The sequence below is a fragment of the Moorena sp. SIO1F2 genome (assembly GCF_010672755.1).
Lineage (GTDB): Bacteria > Cyanobacteriota > Cyanobacteriia > Cyanobacteriales > Coleofasciculaceae > Moorena.
In genome coordinates this window covers 1-5,813 of sequence record NZ_JAAHFV010000387.1, presented here as the reverse complement: position 1 = coordinate 5,813, position 5,813 = coordinate 1, and the positions used below count along the sequence as shown (strand labels likewise).

The 5,813-nt window shown below is 42.6% G+C and carries 5 protein-coding genes and 2 pseudogenes; 2 read left to right on the top strand and 5 right to left on the bottom strand.

Annotated elements, in window-relative coordinates; genetic code table 11:
• Nucleotides 1-176 precede the first annotated feature (176 nt).
• A complete protein-coding gene (locus F6J94_RS28945; protein ID WP_293046735.1) occupies nucleotides 177-749 on the bottom strand; it encodes a Uma2 family endonuclease in 573 nt (190 codons plus the stop codon).
• Nucleotides 750-817: 68 nt separating this feature from the next.
• Between F6J94_RS28945 and F6J94_RS28940 the strand changes: the two genes are divergently transcribed.
• On the top strand, nucleotides 818-952 hold the full coding sequence (locus tag F6J94_RS28940; RefSeq protein ID WP_293046732.1) for a hypothetical protein: 135 nt from the start codon (nucleotides 818-820) through the stop codon (nucleotides 950-952).
• A gap of 116 nt (nucleotides 953-1,068) precedes the next feature.
• On the opposite strand, the gene F6J94_RS28935 is transcribed toward F6J94_RS28940, so the two are convergent.
• From F6J94_RS28935 to ltrA, 4 genes and pseudogenes are all read right to left on the bottom strand, one after another.
• Entirely contained in the window at nucleotides 1,069-1,854 is a 786-nt protein-coding gene (locus tag F6J94_RS28935; protein WP_293046730.1) for a Uma2 family endonuclease, read from the bottom strand.
• Between the two features lie 277 nt (nucleotides 1,855-2,131).
• Nucleotides 2,132-2,407: pseudogene (locus F6J94_RS28930) on the bottom strand (hypothetical protein).
• A 155-nt stretch (nucleotides 2,408-2,562) separates the two neighbouring features.
• Complete coding sequence (locus tag F6J94_RS28925) at nucleotides 2,563-2,820, bottom strand: hypothetical protein (RefSeq protein ID WP_367142288.1); 258 nt, start codon at nucleotides 2,818-2,820, stop codon at nucleotides 2,563-2,565.
• Nucleotides 2,821-3,051: 231 nt separating this feature from the next.
• Complete coding sequence (gene ltrA / locus F6J94_RS28920; protein ID WP_293046726.1) at nucleotides 3,052-4,770, bottom strand: group II intron reverse transcriptase/maturase; 1,719 nt, start codon at nucleotides 4,768-4,770, stop codon at nucleotides 3,052-3,054.
• 476 nt (nucleotides 4,771-5,246) lie between these two features.
• Here ltrA and F6J94_RS28915 point away from each other — a divergent pair.
• Nucleotides 5,247-5,342 (top strand): annotated as a pseudogene (locus F6J94_RS28915) (RNA-guided endonuclease TnpB family protein); the annotation flags it as partial.
• Nucleotides 5,343-5,813: the final 471 nt, after the last annotated feature.

Below are 5,813 nucleotides of genomic sequence, written 5' to 3'. Positions count from 1 at the left end.
TCACGGCGGTCTTTCGACCTGATGATGTCGAGGTAACAGTTTCTCATGCCAGCTAAAGCTAAAACCTTAGTGACTAAACTTTCTGAATCGGTCTTTGCTAAAATTTGGTATAATCCTGAAGATACCGAGTATTAAAACCTATAATTTTGGTAATCTTATTCAGTTTATGTGCTGTTTTACTTAACTGGAAAAAAGCGATTGATTAGTACAACAAAATTTGGTAATAAAGGAGAAGTTAACTCATCCTGATCAAATAAGGTAGCAACTAGAGTTAATTTTCCCTTGTCTCGGCGATATACCTCTACTTGCTTACGAAAACGATCGACAATCCAATATTCTTTTACCCCTTGAATTGAATATAACTTGACTTTAACTTCGCGGTCGCGTTTTTCGTTGTCAATACCTTTAGAAATTACTTCCACCACTAATTCAGGTGCTGCCGTAAGATGTCCGGCTTCATCTTCTATTTGAGCTAATCTTTCTTGGCTTACCCACACTACATCAGGAATCACATTATCGGCATCTGAGAAGATAATTCCGGGAGTAATAATAGTTTCTCCATTACCTGTTGATTCTGACCAATTATTCAAATAACTAAAAATTCTGCCACAAATTTGTTGATGTCGTCGGTGAGGCGTTCGAGTCACAAATAATTCTCCTTCAATTATTTCGTAGATTGTCCCTTCAGAGTGAGGCAATAGTTCTAAATCATCGATTCTCCAACTGACTCTATCAATCGTTTCAGTCATACCAATTCTCCTGATTTAATCTGTCTTAATTTTATCAATTTTGGCAGATAGGGATCCGTGTAGGAATTGTGATAATTTTTGATGCCATATTCCCTACTCCCGTCTTGATGCAAAGCGCGAGTGGGGGAAACCCCCAAGACCGCGCTGCATCGCTACTCCCTACTCCCTACTCCCTGTTCCCTATTCCCTGTTCCCTTTGCTAGATAAGCTAATCCCTCATCCTGAGGAGGAAAGTGTTGCGCCACCCTTAAGTCATTCATAACCTCATTCACCGCCTTAATCGCCTTCCACAGTTGACAACGTGTCGGTATGGTGGAGTTCATAGCTCGAACTGTTCTGGATCTATGCCCTTTGCTTTTAACTGCTCCAACAATGCTTGCAACGAAGCTTCTGCCTGTTCTGCTCGTTGTGATGCCTGTTGTTTTTCCAGCCTTTCAAGCTCCAAAGCTTCCTCTGCTTGCTCTAAAGCTTCCTCTGCTTGCTCTGCTCGTTGACGTTCTTGTTCTGCCTGTTGTTGAGCGAGATCTTTGAGCTCAATAATTTCCAAATACGTAGCAAAACGCTCACCATTGGGATAATACAGCACCAAGTCCGAGCCTACTAACTCAAACCTAATTCCTAAACGGGGACTAACCCAACCAAGCATCTGGGGGATTGGTTCTAACTTTTCGGCTGTTCGCAACCAGCCTTTTAGTTTTGCTCTATTTGGATCATAGAGATAGTACTCTTCTACTCCATGGGTCCGGTAAAACTTGAGTTTATCGTCCTCTAATTCCTTGATGGTATTAGTTAATGAGGCAATTTCAAAGACCACCTGGGGATTAATGTTATCTTCAACCCAGGTTTTGTAGGAACGCCGATGCCCTTTCGGTCTACCCAAGACCACCATCACATCGGGGGCTTGGTTGATTTTGGGTTGTCCTTGTTCTGGATACCACAACAAATCCCCGGCAACAAACACATTGGGGTCATCTTTGAATAGGGCTTCCAGGCCATACTTAATGGTGGTAATTAGTTCAAATTGAAGGGTATTGTCCGCCAAGGGTTTGCCGTCACTTTCGGGATAGAAGATGTCATCGGTAGTGGGATGGAGCTGCTGAACCATAGGAAAAACCTTTACCAGAGCTGATAAGCCTATTTTATAGCAGTTCTCAATTGGGTCAGGTACATTTTTGATTTTAGGTAACAGCCAACAGCCAACAGGCAACAGGAAAAAAATCCTGTGTACCTCATTACTCTGAGAAACGCTATATTAACCCGAACTGACGTTATTTAGTGAGAGCATTCATTGCCAATAGACCTGTTGCAAAAGCCATTTTTAGCCCAGGAAATCTGTGGGATTCAGACCACTTTTGCAAAACGTCTAATCAGGGCATCTTCATTCAGGACTGGATGTTATTACGTGCTTTCTGCTTAATATCTGCAAAAGTGCTAGGGGAGAATTCACCCCGTTCAGCCGCTTCTATTCTCGGCTTGAGAAAGGCAGACAGTTGAGCCAGGGCTTCTTCGGAGCTTAGTTCTGGGTTGATGGGCACATCAGGCAGACAGCGTTCAAGCACATATTCCTTAATAGTTTTGCCGCTCAGGGCTGCGTTCGCGAAGCGGTTCTAAAGGAACATCGCTTTGAGCTTCTGATGCTGTTCTGGGGTGATCTCAATAGAAAGCCTAGGTATGGGAAATCCCTATGTTGTGCAACAACAAGAACATCTTAGGAAAATAAAAACATTTGTACAATAACAACTTTTGTTGCTTATCCGCGTCCCCGCGTTTCCCCTCTCCCCATTGATGATTAATAAAACATCACCTTACCTAACTAAATCCCTTCCATATCACTCATAAGACGCGATGGTATATGCATTTTATGGGCATACAGGACTTCCACCAGGATGGTTGCGTTATCTTCTAAGCGGAACAGCACCGCATGGGGAAAACCTTGCAAGCGCCATTTTCTGAATTGATAGACTTGCAGATCCTCGTATCCTTCTCCGGCATCGTAGAGAGCGCAAGCATAGGGATTGTTTTTGATGAAATCCAAGGCTTGCTCTACGGCGGCGATGAATCGTTCGGCCACATCTACTCCAGCACGGTTTTTTTGACACTCCCCGTCCTTTAAGGACGGGGATTCTTACTTCAACGAGCTGTCTTGCGTATAGCAGGTCGGAACCAAAAAAAGTAGAGGACAATTCGACCTAAGAGATTAAACTAAGCCGAAGGGTCGCCCCTTCGACTCGTCTCCAAAACCGTACGTGAGAGTTTCCCCTCATACGGCTCCTCATCATAGAAACCATTGTCATTGGTACCTCTAGAACGGATTAGTATCTAACTCGGATGAATCGATTTTCTTTCCGTGCTTTGTATCGTGGCAATGTAGGTGAAGTAACTCTAGATTTTTGTCTGAGTTGTTTCCACCGAGTGAACGTGGTGTTATATGGTGCTTTTCCATCAAATCTCCATCCCTGAAGGTAAGACCACAATGAGCACATACCCCTTTTTGCCTTTTCAAAAGTCTTCCCTTTTGACTGGTCATTTCGGGGTGTTTCTGCATTCTAGTATTCCAATAAATTAGGTCGCCGTCGAATGGACTCCGGGTACCTTTGACCTTCACGTGTCTGACTATTTTGGTCTTTGCGTGTTTTGGGAGGTAATTTTCCTCGTTGGTCATAAATACCCAGTTATCAATCTTCGGTGCTTCCCAAGGTTTCTTAGGTTTTTCAACCTTAGTCCCCCAGTATTTCTTGTTTACCCAGGTTTTTGATTTGTTTGGATGTCTCCTGTATCCCCATCTTTGAAGTTTGTTCCAGAGTAAGTTGTCTATGTCTTGGTAGGTTTCCTTACTACAGGCTGAACTGTAGTAGTTACACCATCCTCTTACAATAGGTTTTAGATGCTCGATTAGGGCTATCTGTGGGGCGGCTCTGTGTCTGTCTATTTTTGATGAGAGCCGCTCATAATACTCTTTTACATTCTCTTTTGATGGTTTGATGATGGTCTTAAAACCTTGCTTTGACTGATGTTTACCAGCTTTGTATTGACGTATATTAAATCCAAGGAAGTTGAATCCGTCGAAAGTATGAGTAATTCTAGTCTTGCTTGGTTTTAGTTCCAAACCCATGTGTTTTAGCCATTCATTGATGATTTTGCAGCATTCTTCTATCACTTCCTGGTTTTTGTGCATGATGACGAAATCATCAGCATATCGAACTAAGTTGAGTTCCTTTCTGTTTGCATGTTTTCTTCCAGGCAGACTTTCGGAATACTCTTTGATATGTTCTTCCATTCCGTGGAGGGCTATATTTGCTAAGAGTGGGGATATTATTCCACCCTGTGGGGTACCCTCTTTTGTAGGAGAGAATGTGCCCTTATCCATTACACCAGCTTTTAGCCAGGACTTAATTAAACGTCTCATGGATGGATAAGTATTCAGTTTTTTAAGAAGGCTATCGTGGTTGATTTTATCAAAGCATTTCGCAATATCGGCATCTAAAACCCATTTCGGTTTTTGTCTGATACTGTTAAATATGGCCTCGATAGCATCATGACATGAGCGTCCTGGTCTAAACCCGTAGGAGTTGGGTTCAAATTTTGCCTCCCATTCAGGCTCAATAGCTTGTTTTGCGAGGGCTTGTAATCCACGGTCGTAGATGGTGGGTATCCCTAAAGGTCGTTTTTCCGTTCTTCCAGGCTTGGGTATCCAGACCCTTCTAGTTGGTTGTGCCTTTTTCTGGATTTTTAGGCTAGCTGCTAAGGTGAGACGTTGCTTATTGGTTAAAGCTTTTTGTCCATCTATTCCGGCAGTTTTCTTGCCTTTATTTTCCTGGGTTACCCGTCTGACCGCAATCATTTTTGCAGACCAGGAATTCATCAGAGTCTTTTGCAACTTTCTTACCACGCAGATGTTGCCACGTTGGGAGGCTCGGTATATTCGTTTTTGTAACTTAAAGATGGTCATTTCTAGCTTTCGCCAGTTGACTTTCTTCCATTCCGACTGTGGGGCGAACCCCCTAGTTTTAGACTTGTTCATTACTACTTACAACCATACCTTTTCCTATAACGTGAGTCTGTCTGCATATCCTAGGCATTACCCTAGGCGTTGGCTTTTGACTCTATCTTTCTCCCATAGGACTTGCGGCTAACTACCTACTCAACAATCGACCTTGCTCAGAGTCTGTATGGGAGTTACTTCGTTCCTGATAACCATTCTTTGAACTGTTAGGGTGATACTCTCCACCGGGAATTGGGGGAAATCGTTATAAGAACCAAAAATCTTATAACCCCCTTCTATTACATTCCTTTGGACTTTTGTCACTTGCAGCGTTTCAGCCTGATTACGCTACTTTCCTCTAACGATGGTTTTGGCGTATCTTCCTTGTGTACCCATAAGTTCTTTGCCTGTTACTAACTCCATCTTGGGCTGATAGGGCTTCACTACTCGACCCCGCTTTACCCCAGGGTTGTTAAGTTCTGAAGTAGGGGTAGGGCTGTCACTCGGATTTCACGAGGGTCAGAAATTACCGAAAGAATAGTGCAGCCTTTATGGTCAGCAGGTTAGGCATCATAGGAGTAAGGTTTTGTACTAAGGCTGCACTATTCTAAGGTTTTGTCTCCGGGTTGGTTTTTCACCACCATGGTTATCAAGTTGTCATGGTTTATACCATGCGGTTAATCCCCCAATACCTTTATATGGTATGGTTTCTAACCAACGAATCGCACTTTAGATCTTAGGATCTAGGTTTCGGTGTGCCGGAAACGAAACCTTAGTAGAGTGGAGCCTTAGTTAATAAGTTTTGACCCTTTTTCTCATAGCCAGTCCCCTGTAAAGGCTCCACTCTACTTACGGTAACTTCAAACCCCACCGTACCTTTCTTTTTTATAAATAGATAGATACTTTTTTTATCTAATTTTTCACAGGCGTTAAAGTCGTTAGACTTAATTACGCAATATGTATCTATTACATATTTTTTACGTTGCCTACTTATTGTTAGACAGTATCTTTCTACAACAAATTATTGCTTATGCTTTTATTATAGCACATATAATGAAAGCCGTCCTTCTAGGACGGCTTTA

Excerpts from the sequence above, each read along its gene's own strand:
- F6J94_RS28945 (WP_293046735.1), bottom strand. The coding sequence starts at position 749 with ATGACTGAAACGATTGATAGAGTCAGTTGGAGAATCGATGATTTAGAA.
- F6J94_RS28935 (WP_293046730.1), bottom strand. The coding sequence starts at position 1,854 with ATGGTTCAGCAGCTCCATCCCACTACCGATGACATCTTCTATCCCGAA.
- ltrA (WP_293046726.1), bottom strand. The coding sequence starts at position 4,770 with ATGAACAAGTCTAAAACTAGGGGGTTCGCCCCACAGTCGGAATGGAAG.